Consider the following 18,264-nt stretch of genomic DNA (forward strand, 5'->3'; position numbering starts at 1 on the left):
GTGTCGGACGGCTCGTCAGGAGCCGGAGACCAGGGTGATCTGGTCGGTCAGGTTCTTGGGTTCGGTGAATCCCTCGATGGTGGTGATTTGCTCGTGGGCCGCGGCCAGTTCGTCCACGCTGGGCACGGTGTCGAAGACCGCACCGGGGCCCTCGACGATCGCGATCCGGGCGTAGCGGCCACCGGCGACCGAGAAGATGTGCCCGGTCTCGGGGCAATCGGGACGCACCAGCCAGGCCACCAGCGGCGAGATCCACTCCGGGTCGAGTTTGGCCAGCACCTCTGCGGGCATGATCTCCTCGGTCATCGCGGTACGTGCCAGCGGCGCGATCGCGTTCACCCGGATTCCGGCCTTCTTGCCCTCGATGCTGAGCACCCGGGTCAGACCCACCAGGCCCATCTTGGCCGCGCCGTAGTTGGCCTGGCCGAAGTTGCCGTAGATACCCGAACCGGACGCGGTCATCACCACCGCGCCGCCGCGCTCCTTCAGGTGCGGCCAGGCGGCATGGGTGACGTGGAAGGCACCGAGCAGGTGCACCGCCATCACGTCCTCGACCTGCTCGCGGGTCATTTTCTGGAAGCTGACGTCGCGCAGGATGCCCGCGTTGTTGACCACCACGTCCAGCCGGCCCCAGTTGTCGAGGGCGGTGTCGACGATCGCCTGACCACCCTCCCAGGTGTCCACGCCATCGGAGTTGGCGACCGCCTCACCACCGGCGGCCTTGATTTCCTCGACCACCGGGGTCGGGTCGCCCACATCGTTGACCACCACCGCCACACCATCGGCGGCCAGAGCCAGTGCGTGGCTGCGCCCCAGTCCTCGGCCGGCACCAGTCACAATCGCGACGCGATCTGCCATCGTCGTTCCCCTCACATTTCGGGTTCCTCTGTGCAGCTAACACTAGAGCTAACACTTGGGAGCTGAGAACCACCCCCGCCGGGGGCGCCACGATATGGGTCCGTCAGCGCATGAAGGTACGCACTCCGGAGCGCCACAGGCCGCGTCCCAGCAGGGCTCCGTCGGCACGTTCCAACAGCACGGCGGTGAGGGGTTGGCCGACCGCAATCTCGGGCTGCTCGAGGCCGAGCACATCGGCCGGCCCGGTGGAGACCAGATCAACTGCCTCGACGAGCGACACCTCACCGCGATCGGCCAGGGCAAAGGCCCCCGCATACAGCGAAATCGGCAGATAGTCCGTGCAGAGCCCGTCCACCAGCCCGGCTCGGGTGGCGTCGCCGACCAGCAGATTGCCCGGTGAGGTGGATTTGCCCCGCATGGCGTTGGGCGCCCCCAGCACGCGGAACATCCCCAGTTCACCGGCCCGTTCGGCCGCTGCCGCCGACAGGGGGAACTCGGCGATCCTCGCCCCGAGCCGATGAGCATCGTCCACCTGACCGGGCTCACGGTCATCATGGCTCGCCAACGGAATCCCGTGCTTGCGGGCGAGTTCTGCCACCTGTGCCCGACGCTGTCGACGTTGTTCCTCGGTGAGAGTTTTGGCCGCGAAGATGGCGGCGGTCTCTTCGACGCTCTTGCCCCAGTCCTCGGCGTAATAGGCGATGGTGGCTTCTTCGGAGCCGAAACGAGATCGGTTGATGGTGTGTTCCATCATCGAAACCAGCGCCACCCGGTCCGAGACCTGCAGCACCTCGGCGAGGGTCTCCAGAGCGATCTGGTCGGTGATTTCGACGCGGGCGTGCAAGCGCCAATCGCAGGCCAGGGAGCCGTGCAGCTTCTGCACGACCTCGGCCAAGATGACCGCGTCGCGGGCGATGACGCCCTTTCCGGGGCTTTCCTCACAGCGGGCTGCCACGCAGACGGTGCCGATCCCTGCGGCAGCACATTCTGCATCCATGGCGGCCACCACGGTCGCCAGGTCGAGCACCACAGAGGCTCGAGGACGACGACGCTCGATGAAGTTGTCCAGATGCAGGTCCACTCCTGCCGGCACCAGGAACCGGGTCTCGGAACCCGCACCGGGCTCGATCGCGGTGATGACGCCCGAGTCGTCGAGCTGGATTCGGGCCACCGGGATGGGGTCGGCACCTCGACCGGGCAGCAGGGTGAGGTCGGTCAACACGGTCGTCATTGGTTTCCTTCGTCGGGCAGGTGAACAGTTCTTGCATGCTGGTGGGTCACGGGGTGGTCGCCGGCGGACACGATGAGTGCTCCCCCGTCGACACGTTCGGCGGCGTGGTCGATCAGTGCCGGGGTTTGCAGCCCGACAAGGTCGAGAATCAGGATCGGTAGCGGGGATGCCAGCGCCACCACCAGCGAGATCTGATGTCGCGGTCGTGCCGCAAGTTCACCCCAGCGCCGCTCGGCCAGCCGTGCCAGTCCGTGGCGTGACAACAACTCCTCGGGTTGGTTACTGCCGGTCAGCCGGGTCACTGCTTCGCCGACGGGTTCGCTCGGGGCTATCGGCAGGTAACCACCGGCGTAGTGCACGATCTCCCTGCGCAACCAGGCCCACAGGTGTGCCGAGCCGTTGGTGGGTTCCCAGGCCTGCCGGTCGACCGCTATTCGGAGTGTGCCGGCAGTGGGGCGGAGTTTCCCGGCCAAGAGGGCCACCGCCCGCGAGGCTGTGGTGGGGTCGGTGGCGGTCAGGTGCCGCCACTGCCCCGCGCGCGCGTCCAGGCCGGGCAATCTGGTGGGGATGCCGACCCAGTCGCCCGAGTTGGCCAGTTCATGGGCTTGCAGTGCGATGTTCACAGGCGGCTCGAAACCAGTAGTCGGGTGTAGGGATGTTCCGGATCGCCGAGAATCTGGTCGGCCAGGCCCTGTTCCACCACGCGTCCTTGGTAGAGCACGATGATGCGGTCGGCGAGCAGCCGCACCACCTCCAGATCGTGGGACACGATGACCACGGCGGCTTGTACGGCATCGGTGACCCGTTGCAGGAGCCTCAACAGGTCGGCTTGAACCGACGGGTCCAGTCCGGTCGTGGGTTCGTCGAGCAGCAGCAGTTGTGCCGGGGCGACCAGAGCCCGGGCGAGTTGCACCCGTTGTTGCATTCCGCCGGAGAACGTCTGCAGCGGGTCGGCGTGGCGGTCATGATCGATGCCCAGTTCGGACAGGATCGCGCCCGACCGTTCGGCCAATGCCTCGAACCGCCGTTCCCCGGCGTGCAGCAACCTCGCGGCGACATTGGAGAGTGCGGCTTGCCGGGGCCCCAGGCCCGCGGTCGCCGAGTTCTGATGCACCATCACCACGTCATCACGCTGATACAGCCCGATCGGACGTTCGGCGACATCGACACCGGACAAGCAGACCCGTCCGGTGGTGGGTGCCTGTGACCGGTACATGGTGCGCAGCAAGGTGGTCTTCCCCGACCCGGACTCACCGACGATTCCGATGGTCTCGGCCTTGGCGACCGACAGCGCGATATCGCGCAAGGCCCAGTACGTGCCGCAGGCGGAACACCGCTGGGCGTGGTCCGCCGGACGGCATTGGCCGCAGGTTGGGCCGAACGCGACCGACAGGCCGTCGACGTCCAGACCGGTCTGTGGGGGCTCCAGGATTCTCATCGCCGCTCCTCGGCCGAACGCCGACATGCGTCGGTGTCACTGCAGCGCCACCGTCCGGTGTCGGCCGTGGCAACCAGCTCGTAGCCGGCCACGTCGGGCACCCGGTAGCTGGTCGTCGAGCCACACCGCTCGCAGGGCCCACCGGCCCGCTCGACCGCCAGGGGCCGGTCATCGAGTTCCAGCGGACGCACCCGGGTGTGCGGCGGCAAAGCGGTGACCCGTGCTCGTCGGCCGGCGCCGAGCAGAATCGGATGAGGGGCACCGTTCAGCCGCGCCAGATCGTGGCGCGGAATCGGGCTGGGACTCATCAGCGTCTGCCCATCGACCAGCACCGGGTAGTCCGCACCGGTGCTGGGGCCGCCGTAGCGCACCTCGTCATCGACCAGTTCCACCCACGCCGCTGTGTAGTCCTGTTCGGCATGCGCCTGCCGGGCGGTGAGTTCGTCCGGCAGTACCCGTCGCAGGGGCTCGGGGTGGGGTACCTGCAGAACCAGCACTTGGTCGTCACGCATCGGTTCGTCCGGGATGCGATGGCGGCTCTGCACAATGGTGGCTTCGCGGGTGTCGGTGGTGGGCCTGGCCCGGGCGGTTTCGGCGATCAATTCCCGCATGGCGGTCGCGTTCACCGAATCGTCGTCGCCCTGGTCGATCACCTTGACGACGTCGTCCGGCCCGACCAAGGACAGCGTCACCTGCAATCCACCACTACCCCAGCCCCGGGCAACCGGCATCTCCCGGGACGCGAACGGCACTTGACGTCCCGGCATGGCCAAGGCCTTCAGCAGGGCGCGCCGGATGGCACGTTTCGTTTTTTCGTCCAGGTAGGCGTAGGCCTGACTCCGGCCGTGGCGGGCGGCCAGTTCTTGCACCGTGGTCATGGCTGTTCCTCCCCGGTGGGCTCGCCGGCTTGGGCGAGGTATGAGGCGAAGCTGGCGTGGTGGGGCAACCGCAGGTGCTCGATGAATCCGATCGTGGCGGCGCCGTCACTGGTGGCCACGACGGTTTGTTCGTCCAGGGTGAAGGTGGTGTGCAACTGGCCGTCGGCCACCATGGCCCCGTCCAGCAGGGCGATGGCCAGGGCGCGGCGCTCTGTGGTGCCGAGGCTGATTCCGGTGCCCACGGCCAAACCGGCCGAGCCTTCGACTTCGGCGTCCAGAACGATTTCGGCACTGACCACGGGGACGGTCTGCACCACTGCGGCGTCCCCGGTGGTGGGGTGCTCCAGTCGGATGTCGACCTCGGCGACCACCAGTTCCAACAGGACGGCTTCGCGACGGTGAGCCAGTACCTGCACCGCGAGGGCACACAAGGCCCCGGTGTCTCCGCGCGCCATCATGGCCAGTCGGGTGCTGCGACCGAACGGGGCACTGAGTGCTGCGCTTGCCGGGTCCTTGCCGGGTTCGGATTCCGGCGGGGACTGCAGCCGCACCCCCGTCAGCAGGTCACGCACCCTCGGGGTGGCCGAGCGGGACGGCGCATCCCGGCCGGGCGAGGTGTCGAATCCGTTCACGCCGGGCGTGGAGGTGACGTCCGCGGCGCCGTGCGTGGCGGCCACGGTCTCGTCGCCCCACTCGAGGATGCGGCCACCCACCTCGGGGGCGAGCCCCAGCCAGGTGCCGGCCGGCACCTCGGCGAAGGCGGAAGTCAGCCGGCGCACCACGTGCACGTCGGAATCGTCGATGGTGTGGCTCGGTGCGTGCGGCAGGGTCGATGCCCAGACCCGCACCAGAGCAACTGCCTGGGCGGGATCACCGGCTGCCTGGGCGATGGCTCTCTCTGCGGCGTCCGGGGCCCACACACCGGCCTCACCGCAGACCTGCTCGATCAGCCCGGTGAGACCGCCAACGCCCTGCACCGAGGTTGTGTGCGCGCTGCGAGCGAGCTTCGATGCCGTGACCGCGGCACCGGAGACCTGAGTGGCGTACATCAGCCGACCTCCCGGATGCGAGTACTGCGCGGTATCGCCCAGATCGACCCCGCGCCGACGATCACCAGGTCGAAACCGCGCGGATAATCAGCACACGCCTCGTTGCGTACTTCCAGCACTCGTGGGTTGATCGGAACGTCGCGGATCACCGGTTCGGGGATGCCTGGCCCGCCCAAGCTGCACAGGGTGCCGTCGGCCGCATCGATCAGAACCGTGGCTCCCAGTTCGGGATTCAGTGCCGTGCCGGTGGGCACCGCGGCCAGGTCTGCCGCCGAGGCCTGGTCAGTCACCACGAACTCGGCATCGGACAGTTCGGTGAGCGGCGCACCGACCTCGGTAAGACACTCGCTGACTTGGGCGTCGGCGCTGAGCACTGCGGTCGGAGCACCCTCGTCCAACAGGGTGGCCAGAACCGCACACCAGCTGGCCTCCTTGCTGTGGGGTTCCGGTAGCCGCTGGGGCGCACCGGGGTCGCACTGAGCGTCCAACAGAGCCCGGAACGTGCGCCTGATGTCATGGACGGGATCCCAACTCATGTGTGGTCCAATCGGGTCGCTTCCACCAGGTCGGCCCGTTGTTGGGCCCGCAGCTTTCGTGTTCTTTCGCCGCTGTGTGCCAGATCTCGAATCTGGTCACCACGAGTGCCTTGTCGGGCGACTTCGGCGGCACACACCGCGGCCGCCACCGCACCGGGTAGGTCGCGGCCGGGACGGACGCCGTCACCAAGGGTGCCGGCCAAGCTCATCTGGCAGGTGGTGATGGTGGTGTGTCCGATGATCACCTCACCCGCCTCGGACGCCCACCGCAGGGGTACCGAGACGACTTCCGGGCCGGTGACAACCTCGATGTCGGGGGTGGCGGCCAGGATCTGATCGGCCAGAGCCTCGAGTTCAGGGCCGGGAGCCGCCGCCAGCAGCGACCAGAGTTGTGTCGGGTTCATCATCCGAACCTCGTGGAGAACTCGACGGCCTCGCCGTTGTACAGGTGCTCCACCGCCATCACCGGGGTGGGGTCGGATGCGTCGGCGTTGGTGCCGCGCACCCGCAGCATCGGCATGCCGAGTTCGACGCCCAGTCGTCGGGCGCTCTCCAAGTCCGCGGGTACGGCGGCAAAGGCCCTGTCCAAGCGAACGGCGTGAATGCCGTATTGCTCGGCCAACACGTCGTACAGCGATGTGTGGGCGGGCCAGTGCTGCCCCACCCCGGGCAGGCGCAGCGGATCGAACCAGGTGGTGGTCAATGACCATGGTTCACCGTCGACGATGCGCAGGGTGCGTACTTTCCATGGCTGGTGCCAGGTGGGCAGCCACGCCGGTGGTGTTGCATCGTGGTCCCGGCCGAGTACGTGGTGGGTCACGGCACGCCCCTCTTCGCGCATGGCGCGGCTGAGGCTCGCTTCCCGTCCACCGGCAACCTCGTAGCGCTCCACCGGAGGCCGGACGAAGGTTCCTCGTCCCTGGGCACTGGCCACGAGCCCCTGGCGCGACAGTGCGGCCAGCGCTTCGCGCACGGTCAGCCGATTGACTCCGTACTCCCGGGCCAGGGTCGCTTCGGTGGGCAATCTGGTGCCCGGCGGCAGGTCGACGATCTTCAGCTCCAGATCGGTCATGATCTGCTGATACATGGGCACAGTGGTCATGCCGCGACTCCCCGGAGCTCGGCGGGAATCCGCTCGTTGTCATCGAGCACGGCACGCCGCAGGGCGGCCGAGATGCGTTCCACGATCAACACGACCACGAAGATGCACAGGATGATGGTCATCGCTTCGTCGTACCGCAGCAGGCTCATCGACACCGACAACTCGATGCCGATGCCACCGGCCCCGACCAGCCCCAGGACCACCGACGATCGAGTGGCCTGCTCGAGGCTGAACATGCTGGTGGCGATGAAGGACGGCATGGCATTCGGCACGATGCCTCCCAGCAACACCGCGAGCCGGGACGCGCCGTTGGCTTCCAGCGCCTGCGCCGGCCCGGGGTCGACCTCCTCGATGGCTTCGGCGAAGAAACGTCCGCAGAACCCCATCGTGTCGACCGCCAGGGCCAGGACACCGGCCTGCGGCCCCAGACCCACGGCGATGACGAACAGCAGGCCCCACACCATGTCGGGGATGGTGCGGCACACCGAGATGTATCCCCTGGCCAGGCCGTAGACGATCGGGTGCGGGCTGGTGTTGCGCGCGGCGGCCCACGCGAGCGGCAGGCTGAACAGCGCCCCAATGATGGTGCCGAGCAGCGCCATCTCGAAGGTCACCAGCAATGACAAGGTGATTGCGCCGAGCCGATCGAGATCAGGTGGGAAGGCGTCCACCAGGAAGTCGACCAGTCGTCCCAATCCGACCAGCAGGTTGGCCGGGTCGATCTTGGCACCCTGACTCCAGCCGTGAAGCAACAGGGCTGCCACGATCACCAGCAACAGCCATCGGCCGAGCGGGAGTCGCCGGCGGGACATCCGTTGCGGGTTCTTCCCGAGTTCCTTGGTTTTCACGCTGCACCGCCTGCTTCCGTGCGCGAGAGGCCGCCGTACACACCGGTCAGGTCGGTGGGCGCGAGCTGTTGGGCGCGTTGGTCGAGTTGGATGATGCCGTCCTGCAGTCCGACGACCCGGTCGGTGAACGACAGCGCGAAGTCGATCTGATGCAGTGCGGCGATCACGGTGAGTCCGTCATCGACGGCGATGCTGCGCAGCAACTCCATCACCGCGTTGCCCGACACCGGATCCAGGCTGGCAACCGGTTCGTCGGCCAGAATCACCTCGGGTTGCTGAACCAGCATTCGTGCGATGGCAACCCGCTGTTGCTGTCCTCCGCTCAGGCTGCTGACCCGGCGTTGGGCCTGATCGGCCAGCCCCACTCGTTCCAGGGCTGCGACGGCGCGCTCCTTGATCTCTCCCGGTGCCGTCCGTGCGACCACGGCGCGGGCCCCCACGGTGCCGCAAGCGCCCATCGTGACGTTGCTGAGCACGCTCATGCGGGTGGCCAGGTTGAATTTCTGGAATACGAACCCCACGCGGGTGCGGACCCGACGCAATGCGCGAGTACGCATGGTCGTCACATCCTCACCACCGATGCGGATCGTTCCCTCGGCAGGTTCCTGCAGTCGGATCAGAGTCCGCAGCAGGGTGGACTTGCCGGCACCGTTTGCACCCACCAGGGACACCAGTTCGCCGGCCCCGACCTTCAGATCGAGGCCGGACAGAACTTGGTTGCCGTTGGGGTAGCGAACGGTCAGTCCTTCAACCTCGACCGCCGCCGTCATGGTCACTTCGGAGCGTTCGCGAAGTCGTCCACGCCGATCGCGCGGTACATATCGCGCACTCGGTCGTAGTCGGCGTCGGTCGATTCGATCAGCCGGGCGTCCTGGTACTTGGCGTTGTCCTTGCCCTCGAGCATGGCGGCCAGCAGTTCGTCCCAGTTCTCGACGAAGGCTTCCTTGATCTTCGCGGTGGCCTTCTCGTCGAAACCCTTGCGCACCATGATCACATCGGCCGGCAGCGGGTCACCCTCCACCAGGACCGGGAACGTGTCCGCCTGACCCTCGGTGAATTCCTCGTAATCGTGGTGACCGATTCCGACCGCTGCGACATCGCCGCGCACCAGTGCCTGGTGAACGGCATCACCAACGGTGACGACCTCGAGTTCTTCCAAGGGGTTGACCCCGCCGTCCATCAGCAACTGCGAGGGACCGAGGTGCCCGGAGGTCGAGCCGATGTCGCTCATGGCGACCTTCTTGCCCTTGAGGTCCTCGAGCTTGGTGACGCCGGATTCGGCACTGGTGTAGATCACCGAGCGATAGCCGGGGCGTTCGATCGAGACGACGGGCTCGGCGTCGGTGCGCTCGTGCAGCACGACGTACTCGGCCGGGCCGGTGAACACCAGGTCGACCCGATCCGAGGTGAGCGCCGCAGCGGCGGCAGTGCGGTCGTTGACCGGGTAGAACTCGAGGGTGTAGCCGGTCTTGTCCTCGAAGGTCTTCTTGAAAGCACCGAACTCGCGCTGCAGCTCTTCCATGCCCTGCAGGTCGGTGACCGCCATCCGGACGGTGTCGGTTTCGTCGCCCTCCAGGGCGGCGGTGTCGGAGGCGCAGGCCGTCAGGCCCAGGCCGGAAAGTGCCAGTACGGAGACGGCAATGATCGTCCGCGGACGTTTCCAGATGCCCATCAGTGTTGTCCTATCGGGGTGGGGTGGGTACAACACCGTCAGATTCATCTAGATAAGTGGCACGTCCAGCCAGCCAAAGCGACATCCGGGGATCTTCCGGATGAACGATTGCGCGAGGTGGGTCGATAACGCAGCGGTGGTCACGAACAGTTCACCGCTGTGTTTCCGAGCGGTTCGGTGCCCGTCGGATGACGTCGAGGATCTGGGGCCCTACGCTTGCCGCTTGTGCAAATCACCCTCATCGACGGCATTACCGAGACTCGCAATCACTGGGAGTGGCGACGCGGCTGGCAGCCCGGGCGTCGCAATTACACCTTCCATCTGACGATGGAGCAGGCCCCGGCGGTGCATGAGATCGCCGACCGGGTGGGGACGGCCCTGGGCCGTCACCCCGAACTGGACCTGATCCCCCGGCAGTGGCTGCACCTGACCATGACCGGGATCGGGTTCACCGATGAGATCGATGAGCAACACGTGGCAGCCATTGCCGACCCGGTGTTCGAAGCCTGGCGGGTGTTGCAGGGTCCCGAGTTGACGTTCACCGGACTTCTGGTGGCCGACGAAGCGGTGATGCTCACCGCCGAGGTGCCGGAGTGGCTGACCGTTCTGCTCGAAACCCAGCGCGCCGGAGTTGATGAGGTACGCGGACCCCGCCAGTGGGGGCCTTTCCGTCCGCATGTATCGCTGAGCTACAGCAACGGCACCGCACCGATCGGCCCGATCGTCGACGATCTGTCGCAGGTGGCAGCCGGGTTGGACGAGAGCGTGTCGGTCACCCCGACGCTGACCCTGATGCGACTCGGCAAGGACAACCGGATGTGGGAATGGGACGTGCTGCGCCAGGAACCCGCCTGCTGAGCCGAGGGTACCAAAACCTCCAACTCACCCAACGGTTTCGGCCGGAAGCCGCCGATTCGGGTTCCTGAGTTGGGGGTTTTGGTACCCACCCGGGGTGATTCCGGCCCCGGAACAGCCGAAAACCGCCGACCCGGTCCAAGTGAGTCGGCGGTTTCGTACGAAAGTCGGGTCAGACGTTGTAGCCCAGGGCACGCAACTGTTCGCGGCCGTCCTCGGTGATCTTGTCCACGCCCCACGGCGGCATCCAGACCCAGTTGATCTCGTGGTTGTTGACCAGGCCCTCCAGGGCGGCGGCGGTCTGGTCCTCGATCACGTCGGTCAGCGGGCAGGCCGCGCTGGTCAGGGTCATGTCGATCACGGCGTGGTTGCCCTCTTCGACGTGGACTCCGTAGACCAGACCGAGGTCGACGATGTTGATGCCGAGTTCGGGGTCGACGACGTCCTTGAGGGCCTCGGTGAGGTCTTCCTCGGTGGTCACCGAGGTTGCGGCCCCGGCCGAGCCGTCGGGCAGGGTGTCGCGCACCAGGTCGGACGGGCGCACCTCGTTGCCGGGGGTCTCAGCGTTTTCGGTCATCCGTTGGCTCCTTGTCCTTCGGTGGCTTGGTGGACCGCGTCGGCGAAGGCCGACCAGCCCAGCAGGGCACATTTCACCCGGGCGGGGAATTTCGCCACCCCGTGAAAGGCGATCGCGTCCTCGAAACGGTCTTCGTCGAGTTCGATCTTGCCCTGCCCGTGCATCATTTCCTTGAATTCCTCGTACAGCTCCAGGCCGTGGTCGAGGTCGTGGCCGATCACCAGCTCGGTCATGATCGAGGTCGACGCCTGCGAGATCGAGCAGCCCTCACCGTGGTACGACACGTCGGCCACCCGGTCACCATCGAGGTTCACCCGCAGGGTCAGCTCGTCACCGCAGGACGGGTTCACGTGGTGCACCTCGGCCTGGTAGGGCTCGCGCAGGCCGGAGTTCGACTTGGCTCGGTAGTGATCCAGGATGATGTCCTGGTACAAGGCGTTGACGTCCATCAGCGTCCCTTGAAGAAGTCGGTGGTCCAGTTCAGGGCCTCGATCAGCACGTCGATCTCGGCCTCGGTGTTGTACAGGTACAACGATGCCCGCGACGACGACTGCACCCCCAACCGCTCGTGCACCGGACGGGCGCAATGGTGCCCGCCCCGGATCGCCACGCCCCGCGAGTCGAGAAGCTGGGACACATCGTGGGGATGGATGTCGTCGAGCCGGAAGGAGAATGCTCCGCCGCGGTTCTCGCTGGTGGTCGGGCCCAACAAGCGCAAACCGGGGACGGTGCCCAGGCCGGCCAGGGCGTATTCGACCAGTTGGTGTTCGCGTTCGGCGATCGCGGGCATCCCGATGGCCGACAGGTAGTCGACCGCCGCGCCCAGACCAACAGCTTGGACGATCGGCGGGGTGCCGGCCTCGAACCGGGCCGGCGGTGCGGCATAGGTCGAGCCGGTCATCCTGACCACCTCGATCATCTCCCCGCCGCCGAGGAAGGGCGGCAGTTCGGCCAGCAGGTCGTAGCGTCCCCAGACCACACCGATACCGGTGGGGCCGAGCATCTTGTGCGCGGTGAACACGAACAGGTCGACCCCGAGGGCCGCGACGTCGGTGGGCAGGTGCGGCACACCCTGGGAGGCGTCGACGACGACCTTGGCGCCGAAGGCGTGCGCACGCTCGGCGATCTCGGCGATCGGGTTGATCGTGCCCAGCACGTTCGACACCCAGGTCACCGACACGATCTTGGTGCGCTCGTTGATCAGCGACTCGTCCGCCAGATCGAGGCGGCCCTCGTCGGTGATGTCGAACCAGCGCAGGGTGGCGCCGGTGCGTTCGGCCAGCATCTGCCAGGGCACGATGTTGGAGTGGTGCTCCATCACCGAGATCACGATCTCGTCGCCTGGGCCCAGCCCCGCACCCAGCGAATGGGCGGTGAGGTTCAATCCCGCCGAGGCGTTACCGACGAAGACGACTTCCTCGGCACGCGCCGCACCGATGAACCGGGCCACCTTGGCCCGCGCGCCCTCGTAGGCCTCGGTGGCCTCCGCACCGAGCAGGTGCATGGCGCGGGCGACGTTGGCGTTGTGCTGCAGATAGTGGTCGGCCATCGCGTCGACGACCTGGCGGGGCTTCTGCGAGGTGTTGCCCGAGTCGAGGTAGGTGATCGGCTTTCCGGGTGCATACTCCCGCGCCAGGATCGGGAAGTCCTCCCGAATCCCGGCGACATCGAAGGGTGCGGCAGCCCGGGTCATCAGCCCTGCGCCACCTTGATGTACTTGTCATAGCCCTCGGCCTCGAGTTCGTCGGCCAGTTCGCTGCCGCCGCTGTTGACCAGCTGGCCGCCGACGAACACATGCACCCGATCGGGCTTGATGTAACGCAGAATGCGGGTGTAGTGGGTGATCAGCAGGACACCCTTGCCACCCTGGGCGTGGAAGCGGTTCACCCCTTCGGAGACGATCCGCACCGCGTCGATGTCCAAGCCGGAGTCGGTCTCGTCCAGGATCGCGAACTTCGGGTCGAGCAGTTCGAGCTGGGCGATCTCGTGACGCTTCTTCTCACCGCCGGAGAAGCCCTCGTTGACCGAGCGCTGGGCGAAGGTCTTGTCCAGGCCGAGGCGGGTCAGCGATTCGTTGACCTCCTTGACCCAGGTGCGCACCTTGGGCGCCTCCCCCGACATCGCGGTGCGGGCGGTGCGCAGGAAGTTCGCGACCGACACCCCGGGCACCTCGACCGGGTACTGCATGCCCAGGTACAGGCCGGCGCGGGCGCGCTCGTCGACACCGAGGGACAGCAGGTCCTCGCCGTCGAGGGTGGCGGTACCGGAGGTGACGTGGTACTTGGGGTGGCCGGCCAGGGCGTAGGCCAAGGTCGACTTGCCGGAGCCGTTCGGGCCCATGATCGCGTGGACCTCACCGGTGTTGACCGTCAGGTTGACCCCCGTGAGGATCTCCTTCGGGCCGGATTCGGTGTGGACCTCAACCCGCAGGTCGTTGATCTCGAGCGTTGCCATGGTTTTCTCAGGACTCCTGGATGTCGTCGGGGATGGTGGTCGAGGGGCCGATCGTGGCGCTGAGTTCGTCCTCCAGCGCGTTGGTCAGGCCGGCGACGATCTCGGGGTCGTCGATCCGGCGCAGAATATCGGCGAAGAAACCGTGCACCACGAGGCGGCGGGCCTCGTTCTCGTCGATGCCGCGGCTGCGCAGGTAGAAGAGTTGTTCGTCGTCGAACCGGCCGGTGGTGCTGGAGTGACCGGCACCGTCGATCTCACCGGTCTCGATCTCCAGGTTCGGCACCGAGTCGGCCCGACAGCCGTCGGTGAGCACCAGGTTGCGGTTCGATTCGTAGGTGTTGATCCCGGTCGCTGCCTTGCGGATCAGCACGTCACCGATCCACACCGAGTGCGCGCCCTCACCCTGCAGGGCCCCGCGGTAGTCGACATTCGACTGGGTGTGCGGTTCGTTGTGGTCAACGAAAATCCGGTGCTCGATGTGCTGGCCGGCATCGACGAAGTACAGGCCGTACTGGTCGATCTTGCCGCCGGGCCCGTCGTAGGCGACGTTCTCCAACAGCCGGACGATGTCACCACCGAGGCTGACGGTCACGGTCTGCACCGAGGCATCCCGGCCGACCCGGATATTGGTCTGACCGCCGTGGGCCGCGTCGTCGTCCCAGTCCTGGATCGAGACCAGATTCAGATTCGCCCCATCGCCGACCAGGACGGTCACCGAGGCGGCGTACGAACCCGTCCCCCGGTGCCGCAACACCAGCGAGCCCTTCGCGAACTGGCCGACGGTGATCAACACGTGGGAGTGCACGGTCTCACCGGAGCCGGTCAGGTCGAGCACCACGGTGTCGTCGAGTTCCACCTCACGGGGCAGGTCGAGATGCCACACCGAGGGGGCGTTGGCCACCGCCAGGGCGGCGATCCGGTCGGACGGGGCCACCGCGCCGAGCTCCTTGGCCTGCTCGAGATCGATCTCGCGAGCAACCACCTGCTCGGGCAGGTCACCGGAGACGGTCAGGCGCGCGCCGGTGCCCTCCCCGTCCAGCAGGGTCTTGAGCCGCTTGAGCGGGGTGAACCGCCACACCTCCTCGCGTCCGGTCGGCATCGGGTGGTCGGCCGGGTCGAAGGACGGGTCGGGGTGCAGGTGGCTGGCGATGGTGCCGTTGGCCTCGAGGGCTTCGAGCACAGGGGTAGCGGACAACGTGGTTCAGCTTCTTTCGTGGTCGTGCGGGCGGGAGTGCTGGGGCCGGGTCAGCCGACCGAACCTTCCATCTGCAGTTCGATCAGCCGGTTCAGTTCCAGCGCGTACTCCATCGGCAGTTCCTTGGCGATCGGCTCGATGAATCCACGCACGATCATCGCCATCGCCTCCTCCTCGGCCATGCCGCGGCTCATCAGGTAGAACAACTGGTCGTCGGACACCTTCGACACGGTCGCCTCGTGCGCCATCGACACCTCGTCCTCACGGACGTCGACATAGGGGTAGGTGTCGGAGCGGGAGATCTGGTCGACCAGCAGGGCGTCACAGATCACCGAGGAGGCCGAGCCGTGCGCGCCCTCCTGGACCTGCACCAGACCGCGGTAGGACGAGCGGCCACCGCCACGGGCCACCGACTTCGACACGATGGACGAGTAGGTGTGCGGGGCGCAGTGCACCATCTTCGACCCGGCGTCCTGGTGCTGGCCGGCACCGGCCAGGGCGATCGACAGGGTTTCGCCACGGGCGTGCTCGCCCATCAGGTACACTGCGGGGTACTTCATGGTGACCTTGGAGCCGATGTTGCCGTCGACCCATTCCATCGTGGCGCCGGCCTCACAGGTGGCACGCTTGGTGACCAGGTTGTACACGTTGGTCGACCAGTTCTGAATGGTGGTGTACCGGCAGCGGCCGCCCTTCTTCACCACGATCTCGACCACGGCCGAGTGCAGCGAATCGGACTTGTAGATCGGCGCGGTGCAGCCCTCGACGTAGTGCACGTAGGCGTCCTCGTCGACGATGATCAGAGTGCGCTCGAACTGGCCCATGTTCTCGGTGTTGATCCGGAAGTAGGCCTGCAGCGGGATCTCGACGTGCACACCCTTCGGCACGTAGATGAACGAGCCGCCCGACCACACCGCGGTGTTCAGCGCAGAGAACTTGTTGTCACCGGGCGGGATGACGGTGCCGAAGTACTCCTCGAACAGTTCGGGGTGCTCACGCAGTGCGGTGTCGGTGTCGAGGAAGACCACACCCTGCTTCTCGAGCTCCTCGTTGATCTTGTGGTAGACCACCTCGGACTCGTACTGGGCGGCCACACCGGCCACCAGCCGGGCCTTCTCGGCCTCGGGGATACCGAGCTTGTCGTAGGTGTTCTTGATGTCCTCGGGCAGGTCTTCCCAGGTCTGGGCCTGGCGCTCGGTGGAGCGCACGAAGTACTTGATGTTGTCGAAGTCGATGTCGTCGAGTTCGGCACCCCACACCGGCATCGGCTTGCGCTCGAAGAGCTTCAGCGACTTCAGTCGCAGCTTGCGCATCCAATCGGGCTCGTCCTTGAGGTCGGAGATGTTCTCGACCACCGCCGGCGACAGGCCGCGCTGGGCTGCGGCGCCGGCCTCGTCGGAGTCGCGCCAGCCGAATTCGTAACGGCCCAGCGCAGCGAGCTGCTCGTCCTGGGTCATCGGGCGTTCGGTCTGAGTCACTGTTCGACCTTCCTGGTATGGGGGATGTGCGTGGTGCACACCCCGTCGCCGTGGGCGATCGTCGCCAGACGTTGCACATGCACGCCCAGCAACTCTGCGAAGAGCTCGGTCTCCGCCTCGCACAGTTCGGGGAACCGCTCGGCCACCGTGGCAATCGGACAGTGGTGCTGACACAATTGCTCGCCGGCCGGCGCGGCCTGCTGACTGACCACGAAACCGTCCTCGTCGAGCGCTTGGGCAAGCGCATCGGCGGGCGTCACGTCGTCGGCCGACAGGTCACGATACCGCTGAATGACCCCGGCCGATCGAGCCTGGGCAATTCCGCGGATCGCGTCGGGACCCACCGCTTCGACCAACTGCTCCAACGCGGCGATCGCGAGGTTGTCGTAGGCGTGCGGAAAGTCCTGTCGTCCGGTGTCGGTCAAGCAGAACACCTTGGCCGGACGGCCCCGGCCGCGTTGGCCGCGAACCTGCTGTTCCCGTGATTCAATTTGTTCCGACTCGATGAGGCTGCCGAGATGACGCCGCACCGCCGCCGGGGTCAGTGAAAGCCGCTCGGCCAGTTCACCTGCTGTGGACGGGCCGTGCTCGAGGATCGATCGCAGGACGCGATCGCGGGTGGACTCCTCCACACCCTCAGGCTCGGTTTTCACAACACCATTGTTCCCTAAATGGTGAGTGAATCAAAAAACCGCTCGCCCAGCAGGACCTCCCGCCCCGGGATACGGCCCGGCAAGCCGCTCCCCGCCGCCGAAAACCGCCCCTCGGAGAAATCCTTGCCTTTTGATCAAATTCTTTGTGTCGAATCGTAGACGGGCGACATATAGGCGGCATAGGGTGCTCGAACGGACACAATCCGACCATGCCTTTGAACCAGCCCAGGAGGGGTTCGGCCCATGAAGATTCGACGCACAACGTCCCTGCTCGCCATGGCGGCAGCCGGAGCCCTGGCCCTGACCGCCTGCGGCGGTGGCACCCTCGGCGGTGGCGATGAGAACACCGACGGCCCGATCAAGATCGGTCTGCTGGTCCCACAGTCCGGCGTGTACAAGAGCCTGGGCGATGACATGAAGGCCGGCTTCGAGGTCTACCTCGAGCAGCACGACAACAAGCTCGGCGGCGCCGAGGTCGAAGTGATCCTCGCCGACGAGGGCGAAACGGCCGACTCCGGCAAGGGCGCGGCCGACAAGCTGGTCAAGCAGGACAAGGTTCACGTGGTCACCGGTGTGGTCAATTCCGCGGTGATGAACGGCGTGGTCGACCTGTTCGAGACCAGCAAGATCCCGCTGGTCGGGTCGAACGCCTCCCCCACCACGCTCACCGGTGCCGAATACATCTGGCGCACCTCCTACGTCAACGACGAGCCGGGTGAGGCGCTGGGCAAGTACGTCGCCGAGAACACCGACGGTGGCGTCTACTTCCTGGCCGCCGACTACCAGGCCGGCAAGGACGAGGTCGAGGGCTTCAAGCGCTCCTTCGAACCGGCCGGCGGCAAGACCGTCGACGAGGTCTACACCCCCTTCCCGTCCACCAGCAACTTCCAGCCCTTCCTGGCCAACGCCAAGTCGTCGGGGGCCCAGTCACTGTTCTCCTTCTACGCCGGCGGCGCCGCGGTCGAGTTCGTGAAGCAGTACGAACAGTTCGGCCTCAAGGGACAGATCACCCACTACTCGGCCGGCTTCCTCACCGAGGGTGGGGTGCTCGAGGCCCAAGGCGACGCCGCCGAGGGCACCTTCACCGCGATGAACTACAACTACGACCTCGAGAACGATCTCAACAAGGAGTTCGTCGAGGCCTACCAGAAGAAGACCGGACGGATCCCGACCACCTACGCGATGGCCTCCTACGACGCCGCCAAGGTGCTCGACATGGCGATCGAGAAGGCCGGCGGCAAGGCCGACTCCGAGGCGATCAACAAGGCCATCGGCGAGGTCGGCGACATCGAATCGCCGCGCGGCACCTGGAAGTTCAACGACAACGGCACCCCGATCCAGATGTGGTACCTGCGCGAGGTCAAGCAGGTCGACGGCACCATGACCAATGTCGTCATCGAGGAACTCGGTGAGCTGGGCCAGAACTGAGCGGTCGACAAC

21 protein-coding genes are annotated in these 18,264 nt (G+C 66.5%); 2 read left to right on the forward strand and 19 right to left on the reverse strand.

Features of this window, described 5'->3' with window-relative positions:
- Positions 1-15: 15 nt before the first annotated feature.
- The 12 genes from ACR4XW_RS00825 to ACR4XW_RS00880 all read right to left on the reverse strand — a co-directional run bounded on the left by ACR4XW_RS00825 (position 16) and on the right by ACR4XW_RS00880 (position 9,612).
- Positions 16-858, reverse strand: coding sequence for an SDR family NAD(P)-dependent oxidoreductase (locus ACR4XW_RS00825; protein WP_434758613.1), 843 nt, complete (start codon positions 856-858; stop codon positions 16-18).
- A 103-nt stretch (positions 859-961) separates the two neighbouring features.
- On the reverse strand, positions 962-2,089 hold the full coding sequence (locus ACR4XW_RS00830) for an alpha-D-ribose 1-methylphosphonate 5-triphosphate diphosphatase (protein WP_434758614.1): 1,128 nt from the start codon (positions 2,087-2,089) through the stop codon (positions 962-964).
- Positions 2,086-2,712 (reverse strand): P-loop NTPase family protein, encoded by a 627-nt coding sequence (locus ACR4XW_RS00835; protein ID WP_434758615.1) that lies wholly within the window; start codon positions 2,710-2,712, stop codon positions 2,086-2,088. Before ACR4XW_RS00835 ends, ACR4XW_RS00830 begins: the two co-directional genes overlap by 4 nt.
- Positions 2,709-3,527 carry an ATP-binding cassette domain-containing protein gene (locus ACR4XW_RS00840; protein WP_434758616.1) on the reverse strand — a complete coding sequence of 273 codons (819 nt, stop codon included), beginning with the start codon at positions 3,525-3,527 and terminating at the stop codon, positions 2,709-2,711. Before ACR4XW_RS00840 ends, ACR4XW_RS00835 begins: the two co-directional genes overlap by 4 nt.
- On the reverse strand, positions 3,524-4,405 hold the full coding sequence (locus ACR4XW_RS00845; RefSeq protein ID WP_434758617.1) for an alpha-D-ribose 1-methylphosphonate 5-phosphate C-P-lyase PhnJ: 882 nt from the start codon (positions 4,403-4,405) through the stop codon (positions 3,524-3,526). The genes ACR4XW_RS00840 and ACR4XW_RS00845 overlap by 4 nt, the downstream gene beginning before the upstream one ends.
- The gene (locus ACR4XW_RS00850; RefSeq protein ID WP_434758618.1) at positions 4,402-5,454 is read right to left on the reverse strand and encodes a carbon-phosphorus lyase complex subunit PhnI; all 1,053 of its coding nucleotides are present in this window, start codon (positions 5,452-5,454) and stop codon (positions 4,402-4,404) included. Before ACR4XW_RS00850 ends, ACR4XW_RS00845 begins: the two co-directional genes overlap by 4 nt.
- Positions 5,454-5,990 carry a phosphonate C-P lyase system protein PhnH gene (gene phnH / locus ACR4XW_RS00855; protein ID WP_434758619.1) on the reverse strand — a complete coding sequence of 179 codons (537 nt, stop codon included), beginning with the start codon at positions 5,988-5,990 and terminating at the stop codon, positions 5,454-5,456. The genes ACR4XW_RS00850 and phnH overlap by 1 nt, the downstream gene beginning before the upstream one ends.
- On the reverse strand, positions 5,987-6,394 hold the full coding sequence (locus tag ACR4XW_RS00860) for a phosphonate C-P lyase system protein PhnG (protein WP_434758620.1): 408 nt from the start codon (positions 6,392-6,394) through the stop codon (positions 5,987-5,989). The genes phnH and ACR4XW_RS00860 overlap by 4 nt, the downstream gene beginning before the upstream one ends.
- Positions 6,394-7,092 carry a GntR family transcriptional regulator gene (locus ACR4XW_RS00865; protein ID WP_434758621.1) on the reverse strand — a complete coding sequence of 233 codons (699 nt, stop codon included), beginning with the start codon at positions 7,090-7,092 and terminating at the stop codon, positions 6,394-6,396. The genes ACR4XW_RS00860 and ACR4XW_RS00865 overlap by 1 nt, the downstream gene beginning before the upstream one ends.
- Complete coding sequence (phnE, locus tag ACR4XW_RS00870) at positions 7,089-7,940, reverse strand: phosphonate ABC transporter, permease protein PhnE (RefSeq protein WP_434758622.1); 852 nt, start codon at positions 7,938-7,940, stop codon at positions 7,089-7,091. Before phnE ends, ACR4XW_RS00865 begins: the two co-directional genes overlap by 4 nt.
- Complete coding sequence (gene phnC / locus ACR4XW_RS00875; RefSeq protein ID WP_434759383.1) at positions 7,937-8,710, reverse strand: phosphonate ABC transporter ATP-binding protein; 774 nt, start codon at positions 8,708-8,710, stop codon at positions 7,937-7,939. Before phnC ends, phnE begins: the two co-directional genes overlap by 4 nt.
- 2 nt (positions 8,711-8,712) lie before the next feature.
- On the reverse strand, positions 8,713-9,612 hold the full coding sequence (locus ACR4XW_RS00880) for a phosphate/phosphite/phosphonate ABC transporter substrate-binding protein (RefSeq protein ID WP_434758623.1): 900 nt from the start codon (positions 9,610-9,612) through the stop codon (positions 8,713-8,715).
- A gap of 225 nt (positions 9,613-9,837) precedes the next feature.
- Between ACR4XW_RS00880 and ACR4XW_RS00885 the strand changes: the two genes are divergently transcribed.
- Positions 9,838-10,470, forward strand: a complete 633-nt coding sequence (locus ACR4XW_RS00885) for a 2'-5' RNA ligase family protein (protein ID WP_434758624.1) — start codon at positions 9,838-9,840, stop codon at positions 10,468-10,470.
- Positions 10,471-10,639: 169 nt separating this feature from the next.
- On the opposite strand, the gene ACR4XW_RS00890 is transcribed toward ACR4XW_RS00885, so the two are convergent.
- From ACR4XW_RS00890 to ACR4XW_RS00920, 7 genes are read right to left on the reverse strand one after another with little or no spacing between them, the layout of a single operon-like run.
- Positions 10,640-11,044: a metal-sulfur cluster assembly factor gene (locus tag ACR4XW_RS00890; RefSeq protein ID WP_434758625.1), complete on the reverse strand. Its 405-nt coding sequence runs from the start codon at positions 11,042-11,044 to the stop codon at positions 10,640-10,642.
- Positions 11,041-11,493 (reverse strand): Fe-S cluster assembly sulfur transfer protein SufU, encoded by a 453-nt coding sequence (sufU, locus tag ACR4XW_RS00895; protein WP_434758626.1) that lies wholly within the window; start codon positions 11,491-11,493, stop codon positions 11,041-11,043. The genes ACR4XW_RS00890 and sufU overlap by 4 nt, the downstream gene beginning before the upstream one ends.
- The gene (locus tag ACR4XW_RS00900) at positions 11,493-12,737 is read right to left on the reverse strand and encodes an aminotransferase class V-fold PLP-dependent enzyme (protein WP_434758627.1); all 1,245 of its coding nucleotides are present in this window, start codon (positions 12,735-12,737) and stop codon (positions 11,493-11,495) included. Before ACR4XW_RS00900 ends, sufU begins: the two co-directional genes overlap by 1 nt.
- Entirely contained in the window at positions 12,737-13,498 is a 762-nt protein-coding gene (gene sufC / locus ACR4XW_RS00905; protein WP_434758628.1) for a Fe-S cluster assembly ATPase SufC, read from the reverse strand. Before sufC ends, ACR4XW_RS00900 begins: the two co-directional genes overlap by 1 nt.
- Positions 13,499-13,505: 7 nt before the next feature.
- A complete protein-coding gene (sufD, locus tag ACR4XW_RS00910; protein WP_434758629.1) occupies positions 13,506-14,693 on the reverse strand; it encodes a Fe-S cluster assembly protein SufD in 1,188 nt (395 codons plus the stop codon).
- A gap of 50 nt (positions 14,694-14,743) precedes the next feature.
- Complete coding sequence (gene sufB, locus ACR4XW_RS00915; protein WP_434759384.1) at positions 14,744-16,150, reverse strand: Fe-S cluster assembly protein SufB; 1,407 nt, start codon at positions 16,148-16,150, stop codon at positions 14,744-14,746.
- A 17-nt stretch (positions 16,151-16,167) separates the two neighbouring features.
- Positions 16,168-16,824 (reverse strand): helix-turn-helix transcriptional regulator, encoded by a 657-nt coding sequence (locus ACR4XW_RS00920; protein WP_434758630.1) that lies wholly within the window; start codon positions 16,822-16,824, stop codon positions 16,168-16,170.
- 243 nt (positions 16,825-17,067) lie between these two features.
- On the opposite strand from ACR4XW_RS00920, the gene ACR4XW_RS00925 reads away from it, so the two are divergent.
- Entirely contained in the window at positions 17,068-18,252 is a 1,185-nt protein-coding gene (locus tag ACR4XW_RS00925; RefSeq protein WP_434758631.1) for an ABC transporter substrate-binding protein, read from the forward strand.
- Positions 18,253-18,264 lie beyond the last annotated feature (12 nt).

Origin of the sequence: Pseudenemella bisphenolivorans, assembly GCF_051133435.1 — a bacterium.
Taxonomy (GTDB): domain Bacteria; phylum Actinomycetota; class Actinomycetes; order Propionibacteriales; family Propionibacteriaceae; genus JAAYAO01.